The following is a 271-nucleotide window of genomic DNA, read 5'->3' as shown; positions in this document are numbered from 1 at the left end:
GCAAATGAACGCGATTGGCAAAGCGCTTGGGATAATTGGATTACGCATCCAGAATATGGATTGGTAATTAAGAAACACAAAAAATTAGAAACGGAAAAACTATATGCAACCGCATGCTATAAATCATCATCAAACAATTTCGCAAATAAGCTTTCAGAAAGATTTAGCATACCCCCAACAGCGATCTACGCTTAAAGACACTTATGGATCAGAAATAGAGCTTTTTTTCGGAAGCATCAGTCATGAAATTGTATTTAAAAGGATCCGAAAA

The 271-nt window shown here is 35.8% G+C and carries 1 pseudogene; it reads left to right on the top strand.

Features of this window, described 5'->3' with window-relative positions:
* Positions 1–195: pseudogene (locus tag ACFIK8_RS12465) on the top strand (hypothetical protein); the annotation flags it as partial.
* Positions 196–271 lie beyond the last annotated feature (76 nt).

This window comes from Bartonella sp. MR168JLCBS, from assembly GCF_042194175.1.
Note: the sequence above shows the minus strand (reverse complement) of the source record. Positions and strands in the feature narration are given on the sequence as shown.